Source organism: Arthrobacter pasteuri (assembly GCF_054510955.1).
The window spans coordinates 340,542-363,350 of the sequence record NZ_JBTNDO010000002.1 but is presented as its reverse complement, the minus strand read 5'-3'; the positions used below and the strand labels follow the sequence as shown (position 1 = coordinate 363,350).

24 protein-coding genes are annotated in these 22,809 nt (G+C 69.5%); 11 read left to right on the top strand and 13 right to left on the bottom strand.

The genetic code is table 11. The features are described from left to right. Positions 1-178 precede the first annotated feature (178 nt). Positions 179-1,480 (top strand): cation:proton antiporter, encoded by a 1,302-nt coding sequence (locus ACX80H_RS12775; protein ID WP_459313734.1) that lies wholly within the window; start codon positions 179-181, stop codon positions 1,478-1,480. 10 nt (positions 1,481-1,490) lie between these two features. On the opposite strand, the gene ACX80H_RS12770 is transcribed toward ACX80H_RS12775, so the two are convergent. Beyond that, entirely contained in the window at positions 1,491-2,681 is a 1,191-nt protein-coding gene (locus ACX80H_RS12770) for a benzoate/H(+) symporter BenE family transporter (protein ID WP_459313733.1), read from the bottom strand. A gap of 81 nt (positions 2,682-2,762) precedes the next feature. On the opposite strand from ACX80H_RS12770, the gene ACX80H_RS12765 reads away from it, so the two are divergent. Then, positions 2,763-3,314 (top strand): helix-turn-helix domain-containing protein, encoded by a 552-nt coding sequence (locus ACX80H_RS12765; protein WP_459313732.1) that lies wholly within the window; start codon positions 2,763-2,765, stop codon positions 3,312-3,314. Between the two features lie 38 nt (positions 3,315-3,352). Here ACX80H_RS12765 and ACX80H_RS12760 read toward each other — a convergent pair whose 3' ends face one another. After that, positions 3,353-3,514, bottom strand: coding sequence for a hypothetical protein (locus ACX80H_RS12760; protein ID WP_459313731.1), 162 nt, complete (start codon positions 3,512-3,514; stop codon positions 3,353-3,355). 153 nt (positions 3,515-3,667) lie between these two features. On the opposite strand from ACX80H_RS12760, the gene ACX80H_RS12755 reads away from it, so the two are divergent. Continuing rightward, complete coding sequence (locus ACX80H_RS12755) at positions 3,668-4,657, top strand: LLM class flavin-dependent oxidoreductase (protein ID WP_459313730.1); 990 nt, start codon at positions 3,668-3,670, stop codon at positions 4,655-4,657. Positions 4,658-4,868: 211 nt separating this feature from the next. Continuing rightward, complete coding sequence (locus ACX80H_RS12750; RefSeq protein WP_026533290.1) at positions 4,869-5,072, top strand: cold-shock protein; 204 nt, start codon at positions 4,869-4,871, stop codon at positions 5,070-5,072. Positions 5,073-5,173: 101 nt separating this feature from the next. Here the strand turns inward: ACX80H_RS12750 and ACX80H_RS12745 are convergent, their stop codons facing one another. Then, positions 5,174-8,716 carry a TM0106 family RecB-like putative nuclease gene (locus ACX80H_RS12745; RefSeq protein WP_459313729.1) on the bottom strand — a complete coding sequence of 1,181 codons (3,543 nt, stop codon included), beginning with the start codon at positions 8,714-8,716 and terminating at the stop codon, positions 5,174-5,176. Positions 8,717-8,875: 159 nt separating this feature from the next. On the opposite strand from ACX80H_RS12745, the gene ACX80H_RS12740 reads away from it, so the two are divergent. From ACX80H_RS12740 to ACX80H_RS12730, 3 genes are read left to right on the top strand one after another with little or no spacing between them, the layout of a single operon-like run. After that, complete coding sequence (locus ACX80H_RS12740) at positions 8,876-9,334, top strand: DUF3817 domain-containing protein (RefSeq protein ID WP_459313728.1); 459 nt, start codon at positions 8,876-8,878, stop codon at positions 9,332-9,334. A gap of 10 nt (positions 9,335-9,344) precedes the next feature. Next, on the top strand, positions 9,345-9,677 hold the full coding sequence (locus ACX80H_RS12735) for a biopolymer transporter Tol (protein ID WP_459313727.1): 333 nt from the start codon (positions 9,345-9,347) through the stop codon (positions 9,675-9,677). Continuing rightward, positions 9,670-9,939: a DUF3253 domain-containing protein gene (locus ACX80H_RS12730; protein ID WP_459313726.1), complete on the top strand. Its 270-nt coding sequence runs from the start codon at positions 9,670-9,672 to the stop codon at positions 9,937-9,939. The genes ACX80H_RS12735 and ACX80H_RS12730 overlap by 8 nt, the downstream gene beginning before the upstream one ends. 69 nt (positions 9,940-10,008) lie before the next feature. Here ACX80H_RS12730 and ACX80H_RS12725 read toward each other — a convergent pair whose 3' ends face one another. Genes ACX80H_RS12725 through ACX80H_RS12715 form a run of 3 tightly spaced genes read right to left on the bottom strand, consistent with a single transcriptional unit; the run spans position 10,009 to position 12,144 of the window. Beyond that, positions 10,009-11,037 carry an isopenicillin N synthase family dioxygenase gene (locus tag ACX80H_RS12725; RefSeq protein ID WP_459313725.1) on the bottom strand — a complete coding sequence of 343 codons (1,029 nt, stop codon included), beginning with the start codon at positions 11,035-11,037 and terminating at the stop codon, positions 10,009-10,011. Between the two features lie 44 nt (positions 11,038-11,081). Beyond that, positions 11,082-11,525, bottom strand: coding sequence for a YkvA family protein (locus tag ACX80H_RS12720; RefSeq protein WP_459313724.1), 444 nt, complete (start codon positions 11,523-11,525; stop codon positions 11,082-11,084). A 34-nt stretch (positions 11,526-11,559) separates the two neighbouring features. Continuing rightward, positions 11,560-12,144, bottom strand: coding sequence for a TetR/AcrR family transcriptional regulator (locus ACX80H_RS12715; RefSeq protein WP_459313723.1), 585 nt, complete (start codon positions 12,142-12,144; stop codon positions 11,560-11,562). Between the two features lie 103 nt (positions 12,145-12,247). Here ACX80H_RS12715 and ACX80H_RS12710 point away from each other — a divergent pair, with 103 nt between their 5' ends. Further along, the gene (locus ACX80H_RS12710; protein ID WP_459313722.1) at positions 12,248-12,427 is read left to right on the top strand and encodes an ABC-2 transporter permease; all 180 of its coding nucleotides are present in this window, start codon (positions 12,248-12,250) and stop codon (positions 12,425-12,427) included. 99 nt (positions 12,428-12,526) lie between these two features. After that, on the top strand, positions 12,527-12,847 hold the full coding sequence (locus ACX80H_RS12705) for a putative quinol monooxygenase (protein ID WP_459313721.1): 321 nt from the start codon (positions 12,527-12,529) through the stop codon (positions 12,845-12,847). 69 nt (positions 12,848-12,916) lie between these two features. Here the strand turns inward: ACX80H_RS12705 and ACX80H_RS12700 are convergent, their stop codons facing one another. Both ACX80H_RS12700 and ACX80H_RS12695 read right to left on the bottom strand, forming a co-directional pair. Beyond that, positions 12,917-13,471, bottom strand: a complete 555-nt coding sequence (locus ACX80H_RS12700; protein ID WP_459313720.1) for a GNAT family N-acetyltransferase — start codon at positions 13,469-13,471, stop codon at positions 12,917-12,919. 80 nt (positions 13,472-13,551) lie between these two features. Further along, positions 13,552-15,354: a bifunctional metallophosphatase/5'-nucleotidase gene (locus ACX80H_RS12695; protein ID WP_459313719.1), complete on the bottom strand. Its 1,803-nt coding sequence runs from the start codon at positions 15,352-15,354 to the stop codon at positions 13,552-13,554. A gap of 158 nt (positions 15,355-15,512) precedes the next feature. On the opposite strand from ACX80H_RS12695, the gene ACX80H_RS12690 reads away from it, so the two are divergent. Then, entirely contained in the window at positions 15,513-16,547 is a 1,035-nt protein-coding gene (locus tag ACX80H_RS12690; protein WP_459313718.1) for an alpha/beta hydrolase, read from the top strand. 68 nt (positions 16,548-16,615) lie between these two features. On the opposite strand, the gene ACX80H_RS12685 is transcribed toward ACX80H_RS12690, so the two are convergent. The 5 genes from ACX80H_RS12685 to ACX80H_RS12665 form a co-directional block, all read right to left on the bottom strand. Further along, complete coding sequence (locus ACX80H_RS12685; RefSeq protein ID WP_459313717.1) at positions 16,616-17,179, bottom strand: dihydrofolate reductase family protein; 564 nt, start codon at positions 17,177-17,179, stop codon at positions 16,616-16,618. Between the two features lie 71 nt (positions 17,180-17,250). Beyond that, on the bottom strand, positions 17,251-17,925 hold the full coding sequence (locus ACX80H_RS12680; protein WP_459313716.1) for an SDR family NAD(P)-dependent oxidoreductase: 675 nt from the start codon (positions 17,923-17,925) through the stop codon (positions 17,251-17,253). A 241-nt stretch (positions 17,926-18,166) separates the two neighbouring features. Then, positions 18,167-19,147: an alpha/beta fold hydrolase gene (locus tag ACX80H_RS12675; RefSeq protein WP_459313715.1), complete on the bottom strand. Its 981-nt coding sequence runs from the start codon at positions 19,145-19,147 to the stop codon at positions 18,167-18,169. Further along, positions 19,144-19,995: an SDR family NAD(P)-dependent oxidoreductase gene (locus tag ACX80H_RS12670; RefSeq protein ID WP_459313714.1), complete on the bottom strand. Its 852-nt coding sequence runs from the start codon at positions 19,993-19,995 to the stop codon at positions 19,144-19,146. Before ACX80H_RS12670 ends, ACX80H_RS12675 begins: the two co-directional genes overlap by 4 nt. Beyond that, positions 19,992-21,503, bottom strand: a complete 1,512-nt coding sequence (locus ACX80H_RS12665; RefSeq protein WP_459313713.1) for a flavin-containing monooxygenase — start codon at positions 21,501-21,503, stop codon at positions 19,992-19,994. The genes ACX80H_RS12670 and ACX80H_RS12665 overlap by 4 nt, the downstream gene beginning before the upstream one ends. Before the next feature lie 70 nt (positions 21,504-21,573). Between ACX80H_RS12665 and ACX80H_RS12660 the strand changes: the two genes are divergently transcribed. After that, positions 21,574-22,767, top strand: a complete 1,194-nt coding sequence (locus ACX80H_RS12660; RefSeq protein WP_459313712.1) for an AraC family transcriptional regulator — start codon at positions 21,574-21,576, stop codon at positions 22,765-22,767. Positions 22,768-22,809 lie beyond the last annotated feature (42 nt).

Genomic DNA, 22,809 nt, shown 5'->3' with positions numbered 1-22,809 from the left:
AATTCCATGCTCTCACGCGACGGTGACGCGCCCGGCCACAGATGGCCCACTGTCGGCGGCCGAGTCCGCTGACAGCTGATGCCGCATTACGCAAGCGGGCAACGGCACCCGGTGCCTCACTTACTGTTGGTAAGGGGACTGACATTCAGCATGGCGGGGACGACGGAAGAGGACGAGCGTGTTCGAAGCAGCAAGCATCATCTATGCGGCGGCCGGGTTCGCCGTGTTTGCCGCCGCGTTGCTGCCCCGGCTGCTGATGCGCGCGCCCGTCTCGATGCCCATGGTCTTCCTCGCGGCGGGTGTCCTCATCTTCACCTTCGCCGGCGACCTGCCGGACCCGGACCCCCTGCAGTACAGCGATGTCACCATCCATCTCAGCGAGGTCTGCGTCATCATCTCGCTCATGGGAGCGGGGCTCGCGCTCGACCGCAGGGTCGGCTGGCGCAGCTGGTCCACCACCTGGCGGCTCCTCGGCATCGCGATGCCCCTGTGCATCCTCATCCTGACCCTGATGGGACTGTGGCTGCTGGGCCTCGGACTGGCCTCTGCCCTGCTCGTGGCTGCAGCTCTGGCGCCGACGGATCCTGTCCTGGCCTCCGAGGTGCAGGTCGGGGAGCCATCCGAATCGGAGGAGGATCTCGAGGCAGAGGACGAGGTGCGCTTCGGCCTGACATCCGAGGCGGGCCTCAATGACGGGCTGGCCTTCCCCTTCGTCTACCTCGCCATCCTCATCAGCACCGTGGGTATGGCGCCGTCGGCCTGGTTCCCGGAATGGATCCTGCTCGACGTGCTGTGGCGCATGGTCATCGGTTGTGCCTTCGGGTTCGGCATGGGCAGACTGCTGGGCCGCATCTTCTTCCGGTCGCAGTTCAAGAGTGTCCGGCTCGCGAATCACTCCGAGGGCTTCGTCGCGCTGGCAGCCACGTTCCTGACGTACGGGGTGACCGAGGCGGTGGAGGGCTACGGGTTCATCGCGGTCTTCGTCTGCGCCGTCACGATCCGTGCGGCGGAGCAGACCCACGGCTATCACGGTGTCCTCCACAGCTACATCGAGCAGCTCGAGCGGCTCCTGACCGTCGTCGTGCTCGTCCTGCTCGGCGGCGCCGTCGCCCGCGGGCTCTTCGAGGGGCTTCGCCCCCTCGAGGTGGTGGTCGCCGTCGCGTTCATCCTGCTCGTCCGCCCGCTCACCGCCTGGTTCAGTCTCTCCCGCGGCAAGACCGGCCCACGGGAGAGGGGTGTCCTCGCCTTCTTCGGGGTGCGCGGGATCGGTTCCATCTACTACCTCAGCTACGCGCTCTCGAAGGGCGAGTTCACGGCTGACGAGACCGCGTTGTGGCGGATCGGCGGACTCGTCATCGTCCTGTCGATCGTGGTCCATGGCATCACGGCCGCGCCCATCATCAACGCCCTGGATCGCGCACGCGAGCGTAAGGCGCGCGAACAGGGCGACGAGGCGCAGGCGCCGAACACACCCGTCTAGCCGTACCCGCTCAGCCGCGCGGAGCTTTCCGTTCCAGGGCCGCCCGGACCAGCAGCCCGCCGACGAGTGCCCAGAACGCCCCGCCGATCCCGAGGACGGACAGGCCGGACGCCGCCAGGAGGAACGTCACGGCACCGCTCATCCGGCCCCTCGCATCGCTGAAGGATGCTGTCACCGCCGTCGCCATGGTGCCGATGAGCGCGAGGCCGGCCACGGCCTCCACGAGCCCTGCCGGGGCGGCACCAACGATGACGACGAGGGCGCCCGAGGCTCCGGCGAGCACCAGGTAGGAGATTCCGGCCGTGAAAGCCGCGATCCAGCGGCGGTCCCGGTCCTCGCCCGCGCCCTCGCCGGCGGACAGCGCCGCGGACAGGGCCGCGAGGTTGACCGCGTGCCCGCCGAAGGGCGCGACGACGGCGGTGCCGAGTCCCGTCACCGCGAGTGCGGGCCGCCAGGGTGCCCGGTAGCCGAAGGACGCGAGGACGGCGACGCCGGGAAGGTTCTGCGACGCCATGGTGACCACGTAGAGGGGCAGGGCTATGCCGACGACGGCGGCCGGATCGAGGGTCGGCAGGGTGACGGTGAGCGTGGGTGCCAGGGAGGACGGCTCGATGGCGGTCCCGTGGAGGGCGAGCTGGAAGCCGATCACCGCCAGGGCGGCGGCGAGGGCGAGTGGAACGGCCCACTTCGGGGCGAGGGCGGAGGCTGCGAGCCAAACAGCGATCACCGGGAGCACCAGCAGGGGGATGGAGCCCAGGGACTGGAAAGGGGCCAGGCAGAGGGGCAGCAGTACGCCGGCGAGCATGGCCTGGGCGAGGTGTTGCGGGATCCGGGCGACGAGGCGGCCGAGCCAGGGCACCGCCCCGGTCAGGGCGATCAGGACGCCCGTGACGAGGAACGCGCCCACCGCTGCCGGCCAGCCTCCCGCCGGGATGCTTGCGCCGGCCAGGAGGGCGGCGCCGGGGGTGGACCAGGACAGGGTGACCGGGAGGCGGTACCGCAGCGACAGCAGGACGATCCCGACGCCCACGACGGCCGTCAGGGCGAGCAGCCCCGACGCGGCCTGCTCCGGCGTTGCGCCGGTGGCCCGCAGCCCTGCCAGGACGACGGCGAAGGACGACGTGAAGCCGACGAGGGCCGTGACGACCCCGGCGAGGACCGGTTCGTGCAGGCTGGGCCGGACGGCGGTACTCGTGTGCACCGGGGTCTCCTGTCCGGAACGATCGGGCGCCCCGTCGGTCGAAGTGTTCTGTATATGGAACGACAAGCGTAGGATGCGGGGATGCCCGAGGACAAGCCCGACCGGACCGTATCGCTGCGAACCGCCGTCGCCCGCCGCATCACGGCCCTGCGAAGGGAGAAGGGCCTCTCGCTCAGCGGCCTGGCCGCCCGGGCGGGGATCGGCAAGGGCACGCTGTCCGACCTCGAGGCCGGCACCCGCAACGCGACCCTCGAGACCCTCTACGCGCTGGCGGGCCCGCTGGGAGTTCCGCTGACTGGCCTCGTGGGGGACGAGACGGGCCGCAGTGTGTCCGACGGCGTGGTGGACGCCCGGCTCCTGACGGTCCGCCTGCACGACGACGGCGGGACCACGGAAGTCTTCTGGCTCACCATCGCCGCCGGCGGCACGAGGATCTCACCACCGCATGCCCCGGGCACCACCGAGCATCTGCGGCTGGTGCGGGGGAGTGCCCGGGTGGGGCCCCAGGGCGCGGAGTGGTCGGTCGATGCCGGCGGGTCGCGGTCGTGGCCCGGCGACACGGCGCACTGCTACGGGTCGACGGAGGGAGCCGAGGGAGTCCTCGTCATCGAGACCCCGCGGGCACCAGCCTGAGCAGGTCCAGGTAGGGCCGGTTGGACGCCGGCGTCCCTTCAGCCGTTGCGGACCTGCTCCAGGCGCCGCTGCACGGCTTCCAGTTCGTCGCTGAGGGACTGCAGGCGCGCTGTGTTCTGTTCCACGGCGAGTGCCCGGACGAGGGAGTCCTGGCGCTCGCGCAGCGCCGTCTCGGAGGTCGGCAGGTCGGTGTTCGGCATGCTCCCAGTCTCGCAGAGCGCATCCTGCCGCGGCGTGATATCGGCCACTGCCCTGCAGCGCGAGGCCCTCAAGGAAATAGATGCGCCGAGGCAACCGTTCCCTCAACAGGCCCACGACCGCCGTCGTGGTTCTGCAAATCGAGAGGTGCATCCATGACTGTCCCCCTGTCCATCCTGGATCTGGCGCAGGTCGCCGAGGGTTCCACTCCGGCAGAGACGTTCGCGTCCAGCGTGTCGCTCGCGCAGCACGCGGAGAGGTGGGGCTACCGCCGCATCTGGTACGCGGAGCACCACAACATGGGTAGCATCGCATCCTCGGCCACCAGCGTCCTGATCGCCCACGTCGCCGCCCATACCTCGACCATCCGGCTCGGTTCCGGCGGCGTCATGCTGCCCAACCACTCTCCGCTGACGATCGCGGAGCAGTTCGGCACCCTCGAGAGCCTGCACCCCGGACGCATCGACCTCGGGCTCGGCCGGGCCCCGGGGAGCGACCAGCTCACGGCCCGCGCGCTGCGCCGCGATCCCGCCTCCGCCGACAGTTTCCCACAGGACGTCCTCGAACTGCAGGGCTACCTCACGGGCGAGACGCGGGTTCCCGGCGTCCAGGCCACCCCCGGCAAGGGCACCGACGTCCCGCTGTACATCCTCGGGTCCTCGCTCTTCGGTGCGCAGCTGGCCGCCGCCCTGGGCCTGCCTTTCGCCTTCGCATCCCACTTCGCACCGCAGGCCCTGCAGGACGCCGCGGCGATCTACCGCCGGGAGTTCAAGCCCTCGGAGCAGGCCGACACGCCGCACTTCATCGCCGGGGTCAACGTCATCGCAGCGGACAGCGCGAACGATGCGCACCACGAGTTCCACGAAGCGATGCTGCGTCGTGTGAGCCTCCTCCTCGGCCGCGGCCAGACCTTCACGCGCGAGGAGTCCGAGGCCATCCTCGCCTCTCCGGGCGGCCAGCAGATGGCCGACATGGCCCGGTACAGCGCGGTGGGAACGGCCGCCGTCGTGCAGGACTACCTGGATCGTTTCGCGGCCCAGACCGGGGCGGACGAGCTCATCGTCGCGACGCAGGCCGGCAGCACCGAGGCCTGGCTGCGCTCCTTCGAGTTGGTGGCCGGCACCATGCTTCCCGTCGGTGCCTGAGGGTCGCTAAAAAAAGAACCTCGCACTTCTGCTTGCCATCACCCTCCAACGTTTGGTTAAGTAGGACCTAGTTGTAGTGTTGCGCATTTGAATTTCGCGCGGTTTAGCCCTCGCGGGATAGGCCGCGTCTCTGAAAAAGCGGACAAGCACGCCGCGACTGGGGCGTTCCGAAAGTCGGAGCGCGTCTGAATTTCAGAAGGATGAACAAAAAATGGCAACAGGTACCGTGAAGTGGTTCAACGCTGAAAAGGGCTTTGGATTCATCGCTCCCGACGACGGAAGCGCAGACGTGTTCGCACACTTCTCCGCGATCAACGCGAGCGGCTACCGCTCGCTCGACGAGAACCAGAAGGTCAGCTTCGACACCGAGCAGGGCCCCAAGGGTCCCCAGGCGTCGAACATCCAGCCCCTCTAAGGCTCGGATCTTCAACTAGATCTTTTCGAAGAAGCAGGACGGACCCCGGTCCGTCCTGCTTCTTCGTTTAACCGGCCACATCGGACGCGACCTCCTGCCCGTCAGGAGGCGCCGGGGCAGAGTCCGATGAAGGCGCCGAGCTCCTCGAGGGCTGCGGGCGTCGACGGCAGGTGGTGGGTCAGCCGGGGGGAGCGGATGAGGACGGCCCGCCACTGACCGCGCGAGACGGCCACATTGACGCGGTTGCGGTTGAGCAGGAACCCGATGCCCCTCGGGGCCTCCGCAGCCGAGGAGGCCGCCATGGTGACGATCACGACGGCGGCCTGCTGGCCCTGGAACCTGTCCACCGTTCCTACCCGGACCTCCCCGTATCCCGCGGCGGCCAGTGCCTTCCGCACGAGCTGCACCTGCGCGTTGTAGGCGGCCACCACGAGGATGTCGGTCTGCGCGAGGGGGCTGGGGGTGGCGCACACGTCCGGGGTCCAGCGAAGACCCAGGTGCCGCCGCACCTGGGCGACCACCTCCTCGGCTTCCTCGGGTGACGACGTGGCATTGCCGGAATGCTCCACGGAGACGCACTCCATGCCGGGTCCGGGCCCCTCCAGGTGGCGGCCGCGGGCGGCCGGAGCAGTGGTGAGGCGTCCCTCGTAGGCGAAGGCGGATACTGCCCGGCACAGGTCCGGGTGCATCCGCCAGGTGTCCGCCAGGAAATAGCCGAACTCCGCCGGAAGGGTTGCGTGGCCGGCCGAGAGCCAGCCGAGGGCCGATGCATCGACCGGTTCGGGGTGGGTCCCCTGGGTCACCTGCGGAAGCTGCTGGGGGTCCCCGAGGAGCAGGAGCCGACGGGCGGCCTGCGCCACGGCCATCGTATTGGCGAGTGAGAACTGACCCGCTTCGTCGACGACCAGCAGGTCGAGCGAGCCCGCCGGGACCTTGCTGCCGGTCATCGTCCAGGCCGTGCCGCCGATCAGGCAACCACCCGCTGCGCCGAGAAGGCGGGCGACGTCGTCGTCGGACCGCTGGTTCCAGGGCGTGTCGGGGTCCTCGGTCCGTTTGGCCACCAGGCGCGCGGGAACCCCCGCCTCCATCGCGCGGCACAGCAAATTCTCGACGACGGCATGGGACTGGGCGACGACGCCGACCTTCCAGCCGTTCCGTACCAGCCGTTCGACGACGTCGGCGCCGACGTGCGTCTTGCCCGTGCCGGGCGGTCCCTGCACCGCGAGGTACGAGTCCGAGAGCAGTCGCAGCGCCGCGGTGATCGCCTCCGCGTAGCCGTCACTCCCCGGAGGGACGGCAGGCAGGACGCCGCTCGAGAGGCGTGGCGGTACGCGCCGCAGCAGGTCGAGTGCAGGACCCGTGGGGATACCGGGCAGTGCCCGGCCGACACGGTCCGCCAGCGCCACCAGCGACTCCTGGAGGGACTTCGTCAGGAGGGGCTGGTCCGGGGCGAGGGCTACGGGCACGTCGGGACGAGCTTCTGCACCGCGCTTCAGCTTCTCCCGGAGGACCGCGGTCACGCCGTCGTCGTCCTCCGACAGCTCCGTCACCTCGACGCCGAACCATCCGCCGCGCCCGGTGCCGCTGCTGTCCGCGACGTCGGCGCCGGCGGGCACGGGGGAGTCGTAGAGGGCGAAGTAGGAGGAGCCCTCGCGGAAGTCCGCTCCCGGCTGCAGGCGGGCCGTGACCTTCAGCGTCCGCACGGGGTTGGACCGGTACGTCGGCCGGGCCCAGTCCTCGACGACCTCCAGCGTGCGGAAGACCATCACATCGCGGGACTCCTCCGAATCAGAGGCGGGAGCCGCCAGGCGGTCGAAGTGCGACCACCAGAACTGCTTCCTCTCCCGTCGGTGGTAGCCCACGGCCGCCGCGACGAGGGCGACGGCCTGCTGGTCGGGGTGCTTCGCCTCCTCGGGCGACAGCCGTGCGAGGTGTTCCAGCAGCCGCGCCTCCTCCGGGGCGGGCCCGTAGGCGAGCCGCTCCTCGTCGGCCGGAGCCTCCCGTTCCATCGGGTCCGGCCCCGCGTGGCGTCCCCGGAGACCGAGCAGCCAGTCCCGGAGCCGGAGCGTCGAGACGCAGTCGTAGCGGTTGTAGTCGCTGATCCCCGCCAGGATTTCCGCCGCAGCTGCCTGCTCACCGGCGTCACGAGCGGTGCAGTAGGCGGCATAGGCGACGACGGACGCGCCGGCGTCCGTGACATCACCCGAGCGGAGGTCGCCGTCCATGTAGAGGGGCTCGAGCTTCTTGAGGCTGTAGGAGCGTTCGGAGATCCGGAGGCTGGAGCGCACAGTCTCGTAGAGGTCCACGAGCACACCGTCCCGCAGCAGCGTGTCCACGGCGTCCTCGCCGATGACGTGGACGAGGGACAGGCGGCGCAGCGCGCTCTTCTCGTAGGCCGCGTAGTGGTAGACGTGCAGGTCCGGATACTGCCGGCGGCGCTGCGCCACGTAGTCCAGAAAGCGGGCGAAGGCACTGCGCTCCTCGGCCCTGCTGTGCGCCCAGAACGGACGGAAGGGCGGCTCCATTGCGTCGTCGGCCGGCTGTTCGACGACGCCGAACAGGTACTCGATGCCCCAGCTCCCGTCGGCGGGGTCCTGCCACAGCGGGTCGCCCTCGAAGTCGAAGAAGATGTCCCCCTTGCTCGGGGCGGGGAGGGACGCCAGGGTGTGGCTGGGGAGGACGCGGTAGGAGACGGTGTGCTCCTGGCCTCCGGCGTCGCGGTAGGTGACTCCGCCATCGACCTCCGCGGTGCCGAGCTGCAGGCGCGCCTGCTCCTGCAGCCGGGTGAGGGGCGTATCCTCCACGCGCGGCACCATGGCGGCGAGGTGCTCGATCGTCGAGATGCCCTCCCGGCGGAGCCTCGCCCTGCGCTCCCCGGTCATCGAGGCGACGAGCAGCAGGTCGTGCGTCGCCTCGACCTGCTCCCCGCAGTAGTCGCAGCGACCACAGGCTGCGAGGTCCGCCGTCTCCCACGCCACGGGGTCCGGCTGGTTCCGGTGGGTGCGCACGAGGTCGAGGAAGCGTGCGCGGCGCTCGCGGAACACCGGCAGGAGGTCGGACAGGCTGTGGACGCTGTGCGTACGGTCACCGAGCACGAGCGTCACGTCGGGCGAGGTCGGGACGCCGGCCGCCTGCAGCTGATCGCCGTAGGCGGCGAGCTGGAGCAGGGCGCCGACCTTCGCGTGGCGCGCGAGCTTCGTGTCCCAGACGGCGTAGGAGCCGTCGCGCTGCCGGACGAGGAAGTCGGAGCGACCGTGGAACGTGCCGTCGAAGAAGGCCGCCTGGAACACCACGGATGCTCCCGAGCGCAGCGCGCGGATCGATTCCTCGTGCTTGTCCGCCAGGACGTCGCGGTCCATCACCGCGGCCGGTTCGACGTCGTACACGCCCGTCGGGTTGCCCGGCGACCAGAGCCCGTGCTCGGCCACCAGCTCGTCCAGCACCCGGCGCTCGTGCAGGTCGCCGAGGGCGGCCGCACGCTGCAGCATCTCGTCCGCAGTGAACTCGGCGCGCTCGGCCCGCCCCAGCTTCTCGTCGAGGACGCGCAGGAGCCGGTAGCCGCATTCAGAGGCCAGAACGAGGTCGGTCGCGGAGAACACGAGATCGGGGCCGGAAGCCTCGGGGCCGCCGTCGAGCAGGAACATGTGCTGCGGAACCTTCCGTCGTGCTGCCGGGACTCGTCCAGTCCATCATGTCCCACCGACGTTCGTGTGACCCGGCCCACAGCAGCGCGGGAGCGCTCGGTGCCGATCCCGGGGGATGGAAGAATTGGCAGCACCGACCACCGACCAGGAGCAACCGCCATGAACCCCCGCACGCTATTCCGCACCGTCGCCGTCGCGGAGGCGGTGACCTGGGCCTTCCTGCTGCTCGGCATGTTCTTCAAGTACGTCGCCCGCACCACCGAGGCGCTCGTGCCGCCGGCGGGAGCGGTGCACGGATTCGTTTTCCTGTGCTTCGTGGTCACGACGGTCTTCGTCTGGATCAACCAGCGCTGGTCCGTGGCGACGGGCCTGCTGGGGCTCGCGTCGGCGGTTGTCCCCTTCGCCACCATCCCCTACGAGCGGTGGCTCGAACGCCACGGGCGGCTCGCGCGTGCCTGGCGGCTCGCCCCCGGCGCGGAGGCGCCCCGGAACCCCCTCGAGAACATGCAGGCCTGGGTGCTGCGGAGCCCGCTCGCCGCACTGCTCGTCGCCATCGCCGGGATCTCGGTCGTCTTCACCGTGCTGCTGATCGTCGGGCCTCCCGGATCCTCGAGCTGACGGGCGCGCCATGACCGAGCCAGGCAACACCACCGACGACGAGCGGTACTTCCTCTCCGGCGGACGCCGCTGGCGCAGGACCGATCCGTCGCTGCCCGAGGACATCAAGGCGCGGCTGATGTCCCACCTGGGTCGCGGACGATCGGGTGTCCGCAACAGCGCCAGGGGCGACGACGGCGGAGCACTTCCCCGCGCACGGCGTACCGTCCAGCTGGCCAAGGAAGGGCTCGGCGAACGGGGGACCCCCTGGTGGGAACAGTCCGAGGCCGAACGGACGGCCCGCTGGACCGCCGCACTGAAGGATCTCGACGCGCTGCACCCCAAGCGGCCCGACCGTGGGTGAGCATCCGACGGACGGGATGCTGCGGGCGGAGATCCTGCGGATCGCCGAGCAGCGGGGGAGTGAGAAGACGTTGTGCCCCTCCGACGCGGCCCGCAGCATCGGCGGGAGCACCTGGCGGGAGCTGATGCCCGCAGCGCGGCGGATCGCCTTCGAGCTGGCCGGCGAGGGGCGCGTGGACGTCACGCAGCACGGGGAGCCCGTGGAGGCGGAGGCACGCGGCCCCATCCGCATCCGCTGGGTGGACCGCCCCGACCGGTCCTGATGCGCGGGTGATCCCGGACATCACGAAGACGGCGGCACCCGGTGGGTGCCGCCGTCGTCGTACCCGCGCCTACTTCCTGGCGAGCTCGGGGTGGTGGAGTTCCGTGACGTCGGGGTGAGCGCGGACGCGGCCCTTCAGGACGTTCGATCCGTAGGTGGACAGCATCGGGTTCTCCGGGTCGTCCGTGATGCCGCGGGCCGCGGCCTTCAGGTCGTCCGTGAGCGGCACCGGCGCGATCACGGCGTCGAGGCGCGGTGACCAGAAGAACGGGACGGCGTAGCGGTCGACGCCCGCCGGGGGCGCGGTGACGCGGTGGATGGTGGCGGCGAGGTAGCCCTCGGTGGCCACCTCGAGCATCTCGCCGAGGTTCACGACGAGCGCCCCGGGGATCGGCGTGACCGGCACCCACTCGCTCGCGCTGTGGGGGAGGACCTCGAGGCCGCCCACCTGGTCCTGCAGCAGGAGGGTCACGAAGCCGTAGTCCGCGTGGGCGCCCACGCCCTGGGATCCGGCTCCCTCCACGACGCCGCCGACGTAGTGGACGAGTTTCGCCATCCAGGCGGGCGTCCGCTCGAAGGGCTCGGCGAAGTAGTCCTCGGGTAGGTGGAGGGCGACGGCTATGGCCGAGAGCAGCTCGGCGCCGACCCGGGACATGAGCGCGGCCCAGGCCATCGCCTGCTCCTCGAGTTCGGGGAGGGTCTCCCGCGGCCACAGGTTCGGCCCCTGCAGCAGCCAGTACGGCTCGTCGGCGGGGTAGTCGCTGAGCGCTTCGCGCTCCGGGGAGAAATCGATCTGCTCCCGGGCGTCGGGCCTGCCGCGCGTGATCTCGGTCCCCAGTCCTGCGTAGCCGCGGAAATGGGGCGAGGTGCGGTTGTGGATCTTCAGCCGCTCCTCGAGCGGGAGGTCGAAGAAGCGGCGCGTGACATCGAAGAGGTCGTCGACCTGCGTGGGCGCGGCGCCGTAGTTGACGACGTGGAAGAAGCCGACGGTGTGCGCGGCATTGCGCAGTTCCTCGATGAAGCCGGGGTTGAAGGAACCATCGGCGGAACGTGCGGTACTGAGGTCAAGGGTGGGGATCGATCCCGTGGAATGCTCCATGCGGAGGAGATTACGCCCGTTCAAAGACGCTTCATGACATTGCGTTACGCAGTATTGCGGCCGGGTCCAGCGGTATCCGGACCGCTGACGCCCGCCAGCCCGCGCACGAGGCGGAGGCCACCGTCGGATCCCGGCCAGTGCCGTTCCAGAGCGTCTGGTCCGGCGCTCCGGACGACGGCGCGCAGGACGACGGCGACCAGGACGATGTCGTCCGCGTAGCCGATGACGGGCAGGAAATCGGGGACGAGGTCGATCGGCAGCAGAAGATACACCACGAGGGCGCCCAGCAGGAACCGGGCACGTCCCGGTACCGTCCGGTCCGCCGCGAGGCGGCGGATGAGCCGCAGGAGGTCCGGCCCGAGACGCAGCACATCGGTCAGCGACAGGATCTCCGGGTGCCGCCTGGCGTAGAGGCCCAGGAAGAGGAGGAAGAGCCCGTAGGCGGCGAGGATCGCGACGGCGGCCTGCAGCAGCACCTGCCAGTCCACTGCGTACCCCTTCCCGCGATCGTCCGTGAACACCCTACTGCTGGGTGGCGAGGGCGGCGCGCAGGACGGCCGCGATGCTCTCGGTCACCTGGTCCTCGGTGACGGCGCCGGGATCGGCGGCGCACTCGATGGCCATGCCGTTCACCGTCGCCAGCAGGATGGTGGCGAAGACCGTGTAGTGCTCCGGGTCCGACGGCGCGCCGAAGGTCGCAGCGCGCTCGGCCAGCGTGGTCGCCAGCAGCGAGCGCCGGGTGCGGCGGTGCTCGCGGAACACGGCACCCACCTCGGGGTCCCGGCCCGCCTGGAGGGCGAACTCGACGACGAGCGCATGCCAGCGCTGGTCGCGCAGGACGCCGCGGGCGAGGTAGCGCGCGGTGTGCAGGACGGTCTCGTCGAGCGAGGTCAGGTGATCCACCTGGCTGAGGACGTCCGCGGCAGTGTCGGCGAGCCGTTCGCTCAGCAGGGTGGCGAAGAGTTCCTGCTTGGAGCCGAAGTTCGAGTAGACGGCGCCCTTCGTGTAGCCCGCCCTCTCGGCGATCGTATCGAGCCGGGCGGCCACGTAGCCGATCTCCTCGAAGACCTCGAGCGCCGCGACGAGCAGCCCCGCGCACGTCCTCACGTCGTGGGCGGCGCCGCGGCCTTCCCGTCGTCGTGCTGTCAGTTGTCGTGCGCGCTGTCATATCGCCCTCCCGCAATTACGATTCCTGAGCCCGCTGCTGCCCATGACGCACGCCGTCGTCGGACTGCGCCACCTCATCGCCGGCGGGGACCTCGGCATCGTCTGGCTCTCGGCAGCGCAGCTGCTGGTCTTCTTCGTGCTCGCGGCGGGCCTGTCCGTCGTCGCGGCGCACCGGCACCGCTCGTGGTCCCTGGAGAAGCTGCACCCCAGCCTCGCGCTCTGACAACTCCCCGCAGGCGGGAAGCGCATGCGCCGGGTCGCCGGAGCTTATAGGTTGGAACGGTACGCAAGCACAGTACGTCCACCAGGAAGGCACCATCCCATGATCTTCATCGTCGTCAAGTTCAACGTGAAGCCCGAGTGGAGCGACCGCTGGATCGACCTGACGCGGGACTTCACGGAGGCCACCCGCCGGGAGCCGGGGAACCTGTGGTTCGACTGGTCCCGCAGCGTCGAGGACCCCAACCGGTTCGTGCTCGTCGAGGCGTTCCAGGACGACGCCGCGGAAGCCCACGTCAACAGCGACCACTTCTCCCAGGCCATGCAGGACATGCCGCAGGCACTCGTGGAGACCCCGGAGATCATCAGCGAGCGCATCGGTGCCGAGGGCTGGGGCCGCATGGGAGAGCTGACGGTCGAGTAGGGCGCAGGGTCCGGAAGGCCGGGGCCTGCGGGGAGGACGGCACTCCGCTGAGCCTCAGTCTGCTGGAGCTCAGGCGGCGCTGTCCGCGCCGGTAGGTAGCGCCTGTTCCAGGATGAAGTCGTCCTCGAAGCGGTTCCCGAGCCGGAACCGCTTGGTGCCCACGGTGCGGAAACCGCTCTTGGTGTAGAAGCGGATGGCGCGGGCGTTCTCCTGGTTCACGCCGAGCCAGATGCCCGGCAGCCCGGACGCGGCCGCACGTTGCAGGGTCGCCGCCATCAGGGCGGCGGCGGACCCGCGGCCGTGGTGGCCGGGATGCACGTAGAACTTGCTGAGCTCCACGGCCGGCGAGATCGACAGCGCCGCCAGGACGTCCGCATCCGACGGCTGGTCCAGCACGATCATGCTGTACCCGGCGATTCCGTCGCCGTCCCGGATGCACAGGATCGTGTGCCCGGGGGCCGCGATATTCGCCGCGAACCGCTCCGCGGAGAGCTGCGTCCGGATGTGCTGCTGGATGTCGTCCGGGTCAGCATCGGGTGGGCAGGCCAGCGGGAAGGCGACGGCGGCACACGCCGCGAGGGCGGCGGCGTCGTCGGGCGTCGCCGTCGAGATGTCGATGGTCATGCTCCCAATCTAGGACGAAGAACAGCAGGACGCGGACCACCCGGTCCGCGTCCTGCTGTTCTGCGCCTGTGCCGCAGGAGTTACCCGAACACGGGCACGCCGTCGCGGGTCAGCTTCCAGTTCTCCTCGAAGAAGGTCGAGGGGTCGATCGTGCCCTCGGCGATCAGGTAGTCGATCAGCAGCTGGCGGATCTCCGTGGTCTGGTTCACCAGCACCGGAGCCGAGGCGATGTGCGGGAAGTTCCCGCCGCCCGATTGCCGGTAGTTGTTGGTGGCCACGGCGAAGCGCTGCGCGGGGTCGATCGGCGCACCGTCGTAGCTCAGGTCGGTGATGCGCTCACCGACGGGCTTGCTGATGTCGATGTCGTAGGAGACGCCGGACATCATGTCGTAGTTGTAGTCGGGCGTCCCCGCGGCATTGGTCAGCGTCGCAGGGTCCACCGGAGCGCCGGGAGCGGTCTGGGTGAAGTACTTCGCCGAGTACTCGAGGTAGTCCTTCACCTGGGCGCCGGTCATCTCCACGCCGAACAGCGTGTTCGGGAAGACGTACAGCCCGGCCATGTCACGGATGGTGACGGGACCCTCGGGGATGACGGCGGCCCGGTTGAACGGTGCCACGATGGACAGCACCGGCAGGTCAGCGTTCGGCGTCCCCTCCAGGGCCTTGTCGACGGCGCCGGCCTGCACCTTGTTGACGAAGTCCATGACGGCGGTGTCGCGAATCCGCGCATCGGCGGCGGACATGGTCTCCGTCGCGGTGCCGATCGGGGTGTTCACGTAGTCGATGACGCGCTGGTGCTGCTCGGCGGCGATCGCGGAGATCTTCGGATCGGCCGGCACGGTGTTCGTGTTGAGCAGCTCCGAGCTCGCCGAGGTGACGTCCCACTGTCCGCGCACCTTCGTGAGCTCGAAGTCCATCACGGACAGGCGCATGCCCCAGTTCTTCGGTTCGGTCAACAGCACCTGCTCGCCCGTCTGACGGTTCGTGACGAACCGCTCCGGGATCTCCCGGTGTTCGTGGCCCGCGAGGATCGCGTCGATCCCCGGCACCTGCTCGGCGATCAGGGTGGAGGCGTTCTCCACCGGGAGGCCGGTCCCGTAGGAGGAGGTGCCGGACGGTCCGGAGTGCGAGCTGACGACCACGACGTCCGCGCCCGCGGACTTCATCTCGGGCACGTATTTCCTGGCCTGCTCCACCATGTCCAGGAACTCCAGCTCGCCCTCGACGTTGTTCTTGTCCCAGATGGCGCTTCCGGGCGTCGTCAGGCCGAGGGTACCCACCCGGATGGGCTTCTGGCCCTTGAGCTTGATCTCCTTGATCACGTACGGCGTGAACGCATCCTCACCCGTCGTCGCGTCCTTGACGTTGGCGCCGAGCAGCGGGAAGTCGAGCTGGTCCTCGTAGGTCCGCAGGAGCGGGAGCCCGTAGTTGAACTCGTGGTTGCCGAGGGTGGTGGAGTCGTATCCCATGGCATTCATGGCGGCGGCCATCGGGTGCATCTCGCCGGTCTCGTTCACGGGCTCCGTGGTGGCGTAGTAGTCGGTGAGCGAGGTGCCCTGGATGGTGTCGCCGTTGTCGATCAGCAGTGTCGACTCCGCGCCGCGGTCCGCGCGCACCTGGTTCACCAGGGTGGAGACCTTGGCGAGCCCGACGTCGTTGGAGGCGGCGTCGTCGTACTCCGCATTGGTGAAGTAGTCCCAGTTCTCGATGTAGCCGTGGAGATCGCTGGTCCCCAGAACGGTGATGGTGGCCGTCGGGTCCTCGCGACCCTTGCTTCCGCCGGGTGCGGCGGTTGCTGCGGGCGCGAGTGCGAGTGCTGCGACGCAGCTGAAGGCGACCGCCGCGATGGCGCGGTGGTGCCCCCTGACGAAACTTTCTGGCACAGTGAATCAGCTCCTGTTGTGGTGCGGTGGCGCCAGCTTAGCCGTGACCGGTGACACACTGGGAACGGTGGGCTTACTCCCGGATGAACGGAGAGGTCCGCCGTTCGACACGCGCCCATCCGGGCCTTCCGCCCGGATCCAGGTCAGGAAGGACCATCATGACAACGGAGTCAGAGCACCAGGACGCGTATCGCGAGGACTTCCTCGGTCCCGGCTACGACGTGCGCACGCTGCCGCTGCGGCCCGACGACGAGGGCCGGGTCGTCGCGACGCTGGTCCGCTCTGCCCTCCCGGGCGGCTCACGCCGGGCAGTGCTCTATGTCCACGGCTTCGTGGACTACTTCTTCCAGACCAATCTCGCCGAGGCATGGCGCGAGGCGGGGTTCGACTTCTACGCCCTGGACCTGCGGAAGTACGGACGGTCCATCGGCGGACACCAGACACCCAACTACGTCACCTCGCTCGAGGACTACGACGAGGAACTCGACGAGGCCGCCCGGATCATCCGCGAGGACGAAGGCCACGACGTCCTCGTGGTCATGGGGCACTCGACCGGTGGCCTGATCACCTCCCTCTGGACACACCGGCGGCGCGACCGCGGAATCGTGGACGCACTCGTGCTCAACAGCCCCTGGTTCGACCTCAACGCCAGCCTGTTCCAGCGCACCCTGGGGACGGCCGCGGTCCACCGGATCGGGACGCTCAAGCCCCGAACCGTCGTCGGGAAGCTCGGGACCTCCTACGGCCGCTACCTGCACCGGGAGACCGGCGGGGACTGGGACTACAACCTGGCGTGGAAGCCGCACGGCGGGTTCCCCGTGGTCGCGGGCTGGCTGCGCACCATCCGGGCGGGCCATGCGCTCCTCAACCGCGGGCTCGCCATCGACTGTCCGGTGTTCGTCGCATGTTCGGACGCCACCTCGAATCCCGTGCGGGAGCCGGAGCGGATCTCGTCGACGGATGTGGTCCTCGACGTGGACCACATCGCGGGACGGGCTCCGCGGCTCGGCCGGCACGTCACCCTGGTGCGCATCGAGGGTGGCATCCATGACCTCGCCCTCTCACCGCAGCCGGCACGGTCCAAGTTCTTCGCCGAACTCGCGCGCTGGCGGGACGCCTACGTCCCGGAGGCCGGAGCGGGCGGCCACCGGGATGTCGCTCCGGACGACGGCGGCGCCTCCGCGCCATACTGACGCTCCCGTCCTCCAGGACGCCCTGTTTCCGCTGGACCTGCCCGGACAGGGAAATGTAGGGAGCTGCCCTACTGCGCGCCGTGCGCGACGTCGTAGGTGAGGAACGCGAACTGGCCCTGCTGCTCCACGGACCGCAGCGTGAGCCGGTCCGATTCGACCCGCAACGGCAGCAGCGGGGCTCCTCCCGTCAGCGCGACGGGCGCAATGGACACCTGGATCTCGTCGAGGAGTCCGGCCGCGAGGAACTGCCCGGCGAGGTCGCCGCCTCCGACCACCCAGATATCGCGGTCGCCCGCTGCCTCGCGGAGCTGCCCGAACACCGCGCGCACGTCGCCCGATACGAGGTGAACGTCCGCGCCGTCCGGCACCGGGAGGTCACGTGACGTGAAGACGAAGGTTGGGCGCTCGCCGTACAGCGTGCTCCACTTCCCCGGATCGGCGAGCAGCCCCTCGAAGTCCAGCACCCACTCGTACGTCGTCGAGCCCTCGACGAGGACGCCCACCGTCTCGAGGAAGCGTTCGTAGAGCCCGGGTGGCGGAGGTTCGACGGCGAAGAGCCAGTCCAGCGAATTGTGCTCATCGGCCAGGAAGCCGTTGAGCGTGGAGGCCGTGTAATAGATGACCCGCGTCATGGTTCATTCCATCACCGACGAGGCGCCGGGGCCAGGGGCTTACCGCGCTCTTCAGGATGTCGATGCTGCCCCTACTCCCTACCGTCCTCGAGCGGGATGAGCATGGTGCGGAACGGACCCGCTGCGGCATGGAGGCCCCAGATACGATCCGCGACGTCGTCGATTCCATTGGCAAGCTGAAGCTTGGGAATGCCCCCGGGGATCACGAGTTGCGAGACACGGACGCCCTCACCCTCGAGTGCGTCGTGGAGCATCTCGCCGTAGGCGCTCTCGGCCGGGAACGCTACCGATGTGCCTGCGAAGTCGGCGCGCGCCTTGACCGAGGTTCCGCCGTTGATCAGGAGGACGCTGCCACCTCCTGCCTGCCGCATCGCTGGTAATACCGTACGCACCGCGTGAATCAGCCCGAGAGCCGAGAACCGCAGTGCTTCCAACGCCAGCTCGGGAGTCATGTCGAGTACAGGCTTCAGGTACTCGCGCGATGGGAGTGGGCTGTACTGCAACGTGGTGATCGGTCCCAGCTCGGCCGCGGCACGTGTGAGGGCGTCCTCCAACGCTGCCGGTACCAGCACGTCTGCAGCATAACCACGCGCGGTCAAGCCGCCGTCCTCGAGCTTCGCGGCCATGACGTCAAGCTTCGACTGGTCCCTCGAGATCAGGGCTATCGAGAAGCCTTCACGTCCAAACCTTCGCGCAACTGCCGCCCCAAGTCCCGGTCCGGCTCCGATGATAGCGATGACAGGCACGGTGGGTTTCCTTTGCTTGATCTCTTGTCGTGACAGTAGTGCGGTCAGGTTTGTCAGCATCACCGTCGACACACCCGAATCCCTGACTCTAGTTCACGCCGACCGGGCCAGGCGGGGCACGCGCCGATCTTCCCGATCCTGTTGAGCCACCGGCGCGTCCCCGGGCGGGGCATGGGTGCTACGACAAACTCATTCTCACCTACCGCGGCGGTGCCGTCCTCGGATCAATCACACTCTGGCTTCAAGCTGGAGGCACGCCCTGGCCTTGCGCCTCGACCCCGCCGATGAACTGCCGCACCAGTGCGTCGAACTCTTTCTCGCGTTCGATCTGCGGCATGTGCCCGCACTTCTCGAACAGGTGGAACTCGGCATGCGGGAACACCGTGCGGGCGTGCTCCAGGTGCGACGCCGGGAGGACCCGGTCCTCGTCGCCCCACACCACGAGGGTGGGTTTTTGCTGGGCGGCGACCGTGCGGAGGAGCTGGGTCCGCCAGCGCCGGCGCACGCCGCGGACGGTGCCGAGGTGCCGGGCGACGGCGAGCAGGACGTCGTCGTATCCGGGATTCCTGCCCACCTCCTGCGCGTGGTCGAGGCGTTCCTCGGTCACGAACGCCTTGTCGTAGAACAGTGAGCGCTCCGTGCGATAGGCGGCCTTGCGGGACTTGTCCTTCAGGAGCCGTCGGCCGATCGGCCGGATGGCGAGGATCCGCAGTGCGAGCGTCACCTCCTTGCCGAAGCCTGCACTGTTCGCGAGCACCATGCTCCGGACGCGCTGGGGCTCGAGGGTGCTGATCTTCATGGCGACCGCGCCACCGAGCGAATTGCCCACCACGTGCAGGGGCCGGTGCTCGCCGAGGGTGTCGAGGGCGGCGAGGACGAAGCGGGCCATCGACTCCATTGAGTACCGTCCCTCGGTCCTCTCGGACAGCCCGAAGCCGGGCAGGTCCACGCTGAGGACACGGTGGTCGCGGGTGAGCCGGCCGTACAGTCCCTCCCAGTCCTCGAGGCTGCGGCCGATGCCGTGCAGCAGCAGGACGGGAGGCTTCTCCCGCGCGCCCTCGTCGCGGTAGCGTACGCGGATTCCGCGGACCCGCAGGAAGCCGTCGTCGGGCGTCGTGCTCCCGGACGACGGCGCGGCAGCACGAAACGGGGACTCGGCGGACCTCGACGCGGACTCGACCGAACCGGACGAGGGCCCGACGTCGGCACGCGCCCCGCTCATCGGCGCACCTTCCCGGCCAGGCGGAGGAGTGCTGTCGCGCGGCGCTCCAGCGTGCCGAAGGACATCGGCGCGACGCGGGCGACGACGTCGGGCACCTTGGCGCTGAGTCCGATCAGCAGGCGTGGCTTGCGGGCCTTCACCGCCCCGAGGATGAGCTCGGCCGCCTGGTCGGCTGGGAAGGTGAGCAGCTTGTCGAAGTCGTCCTTCGCCTTCCTCACCTCCGCCTCGCTGAGGGTGCCGCCGATGCGCGCGTTGCGCGCGATGTCGGTCCGGATGCCGCCGGGATGGACGGAGGTGGTGCCGATGCCGCGCGGGAGGAGTTCGTTGCGGAGCGCTTCCGTGAAGCCGCGCAGGGCGAACTTGCTGGACGAGTACGCCGTCTGTCCCTTCGGTCCCACGAGGCCGAAGAGGCTGGAGACGTTCACGATGTGCCCGCCGGGGGAGATCCTCGGCAGCAGGCGGTGGGTGAGCAGCACGGGCGCGGAGAAGTTGATGGCCATCACCCAGTCGAAGTCCTCCAGGCTGATCTGGTCGAACTTCCCCGCGAGGGCCACCCCGGCGTTGTTGATCAGCAGGTCCACGGTGTCGGTCGCGGCGAGCAGATCGGCCGCGAGGCGCTCGACGGCACCGCGGTCCGCGAGGTCCGCGACGAACGTCGTGACCCTGCTGCCGGGATAGGTGGAGCGGATGGAGGACGCGACGGCGTCGAGCCGGGAGGCATCGCGGTCGACGAGCAGCAGCGTGCTCCCGCGCTCGGCGAGCTTGCGGGCCAGGTGTTCGCCCATGCCTCCGGCGGCTCCGGTGAGGACGGCGGTGGCGCCGGCGAACTGGAAGGGTCGGATACTCACGCGTGGATCTCCTGGAGGTCGGGTGCAGGGGTGCTCGGAGGTGCGGGGGCGTCGAAGACCATGTTCTTCGCGAGGTTCCCGTGCAGTGCGGTCGGGGCGTCCAGCAGGTAGTTCTGGCTCATGGTCCACGGCTGCCTGTCACCCTGCTTGGGGAAGGCCGAGACGGCACGCTGCACGTACCCCGACGTCAGGTCGAGGATGGGACGGGCCTTCATCCGGCTGTCGACGGCCGGGGCGCCGTAGCGGTGGCCGGTGCGGTCCAGGTATTTGAGAAAGCGGCAGACGTAGCGCGAGCTGAGGTCCGCGCGCAGCGTCCAGGAGGCGTTGGTGTACCCCACGCAGAGGGCGAGGTTCGGCACGCCGCTCACCATGAGCCCCCGGTACACCCAGGAGTCGCCGAGGTTCACGGGCTTCCCGTCGACGGTCAAGCTGGCACCGCCGAGGGGCAGCATCGACAGCCCGGTGGCGGTCACGACGACATCGGCCTCGAGTTCCTTCCCGGACGAGAGGCGGATGCCGTGAGGTGTGAAGGTGTCGATGGTGTCGGTCACCACCGAGGCCCTGCCGGACTTCAGGGCCCGGAAGAAGTCGGCACTCGGTGCGACGCAGAGCCGCTGGTCCCAGGGGTTGTAGGCGGGCGTGAAGTTCTCGTCCAGGAGTGTGTCATTACCGAGGATCCGCGCCGTCTGGGAGCGGATGAGCTTCTTGGCGAGCTCCGGGCGGCGACGGCACAGCTGGAAGAAGGCCTGCGTGAAGAGGACGTTCTTGGCCCGCGCGACGTGGTGGGCGAGCCCCGCGGGCAGGTGGCGGCGCGCGGCGTCGGAGAACTTGTCGCGGCTTGGGACGGCCGTGATGTAGGTGGGGGAGCGCTGCAGCATCGTCACATGCGCAGCGTCCTGGGCCATCGACGGCACGAGGGTGACGGCGGTGGCACCACTGCCGATGACGACGACGCGCTTGTCCGTGTAGTCCAGGTCCTCGGGCCAGAACTGGGGGCGGACGATCTCGCCCTCGAAGGACTCGAGGCCCGGGAAGGTCGGGTCATAGCCGTGCTCGTAGTTGTAGTAGCCGCTGCAGAGGTAGAGGAATCCGCAGGTGAGACGTCGGCGTTCGGTGGTGCCGTCGTCGTCCGTCACGTCGAGCTCCAGCGTCCACCGCACGTCGTCGGAGGACCACGCCGCGCCGACCAGCTTCGTGTGGAACCGGATCCGCTCCTGGATCCGCGGATCCTCGGCGGTCTCCCGGATGTACATGAGGATGGACATGCCGTCGGCGATCGCCTCGGCCTCGGTCCACGGACGGAAGGGGTAGCCGAGGGTGAACATGTCGCTGTCGGAGCGGACGCCCGGATAGCGGAAGAGGTCCCATGTGCCACCGATGGCACTGCGGGCTTCCAGGACGGCGAAGCTCTTGCCCGGAAGTTCGGTGGAGACGCGGTAGGCGGCGCCGATGCCGGAGAGCCCGGCGCCGACGATCACGACGTCGAGGTGTTCGAGGGAGGAGTCCATAGGTCCATTATTCGGTGGTGGCCGGTCCTCCTGCTTGACTTCGCGCGACACCTATTTACCCTTGGACGACATGAGCTCCGTGATCCGATCCGCCGGCATGCGCGGCTTCCGTGAGGTCGCCGCAAAGTTCGGGGGCGACGCCGAAGCGCTCGCGGCGCAGTACCGTGTGCCCGTCGAGGCCCTCGACAGTGACGATGTCCTGGTGTCCGACGTCGCCATGGCCAAGCTCCTCGAGGGTACGGCTCGCGTCCTGCCCTGCCCGGACCTCGGCCTGCGCATCTCCGAGTACCAGGACATCGGGATCCTCGGCCCGCTCGCCGTGGCCGTGCAGAACTCGCCCACCGTCGGCGCTGCCCTGGAGTGCGCGTCCCAGTTCCTCTTCCTCCACAGTCCGGTGCTGCGCTTCACGATCGTGTCCGACCCGGAAGGCCGTCCCGGCGATGTCGGTCTCTGCTACGGGTCCTCCGAGGGCACGCCGCCGCGGCAGGCCACGGACGCCATCCTCGCCTTCTCGCATCGGATGATCCGCTTCCTGGTCGACGGACCCTACGGGCTGCACTCGGTGCACCTCTCGCACACACCGAAGGCTCCTGCCTCCCGGTACGCCGAATTCTTCGGGGCCGAGGTGCGCTTCGGTGCCGCCGCATCCCTGCTGCGCGTGCCCCGCAGCCTCCTGGACCGTCCGCTCGCCGGAGTCGACGACACGCTGCGGGAGATCGCGCTCGACTACCTGCACAGCCACTTCCCCGAGCCGGGGCGGGTCGTCGCCCCGCAGGTCCGGAACGCCATCGACCGCATGCTCGGCACCTCGCCGCCCCGCATCGACTCGGCCGCCCGGCTGCTGGGGATGCACCCGCGGACGCTGCAGCGGCGGCTCGCCGCGGAGGGCACCTCCTTCGAGGCACTGCTCGACGACGTCCGCCGCGACTCCGCCCTCCGGTTGCTCACGCGGAGCGACCTGCCGCTGCAGCAGGTCGCGGGATTGGTGGGGCTGTCCGAGCAGTCGGCCCTCACGCGGTGCGTGCGCCGGTGGTTCGGGGCGACGCCGAGTGCCGTGCGTTCCGGCGCGGGCCCGTCGGTCCCGGGCCGGGCGGCGGATGCCGGCGCCTACACTGGCAAGCACCAGCGGGAGACCGGAAGCATGCGGGCCGCTAGGGGAGCGGCGGCGGGTACCACGAGCGCTGACGTGCCCGCGGAAGTTGTATCTCGAGGACCAAGGCCAGCTACTCCATCCCCGGTACGAAGGGAAGTCAAGGATGGTTGATGGGCGCCAGCCATTGAAGGGATGCGGCACTGGTGCTAAAGC